At 60.1% G+C, this 514-nt stretch carries 1 pseudogene; it reads right to left on the minus strand.

Going from position 1 to position 514, the window contains the following annotated elements:
* Window positions 1-460: pseudogene (locus EOA60_RS36665) on the minus strand (hypothetical protein); the annotation flags it as partial.
* Window positions 461-514: the final 54 nt, after the last annotated feature.

Raw genomic sequence — 514 nt, forward strand, 5'->3', positions numbered from 1 at the left:
CCCGAGACGTCATCGTCATGCCGGCCATCGAGCTGGCGCCGCTGGTGAACGCCGCCAGGTTCGGATCGTAGACGGCGGAGCCCTTGCCGTCCTTGACCGAAACTTGCATGCTTTGCGGGCCTTCGGGTCCGTTGAATTCGAAGGACATGGTGTGGGAAAAATCCGAGGTGACGTCCCAGAATCCATCGCTGCGCGGCTTCACCATCAAGGCATAGGGCGCGAGGTCGATCTTGAACGGCTTCTGCTCCGGCAGGGCGCTGACCAGGGCCTTGACGTCCACTGCGATCTTGTAGGCGTCGCCTTCGACCGAGACCTTGAGCACGCCCTTCTCGAACGCCTGCTTGCCGAAATAGCGCGCCAGATTGTCCGAAAGCTGTTTGGCGCCCTGGCTGTCGACGGTCTGCGCAACGGCCGGCGCGCTGAAAGCAAGAATGAAAACAAGTGGCAAAACACGCTTCACGTCAGTCTCCGTCGGTCTCGGAAGGCAAATCGTTTCGTCTTCTGGTGGAAAAGA

The organism is Mesorhizobium sp. M1A.F.Ca.IN.020.06.1.1, assembly GCF_004023265.1.
Lineage (GTDB): Bacteria > Pseudomonadota > Alphaproteobacteria > Rhizobiales > Rhizobiaceae > Mesorhizobium.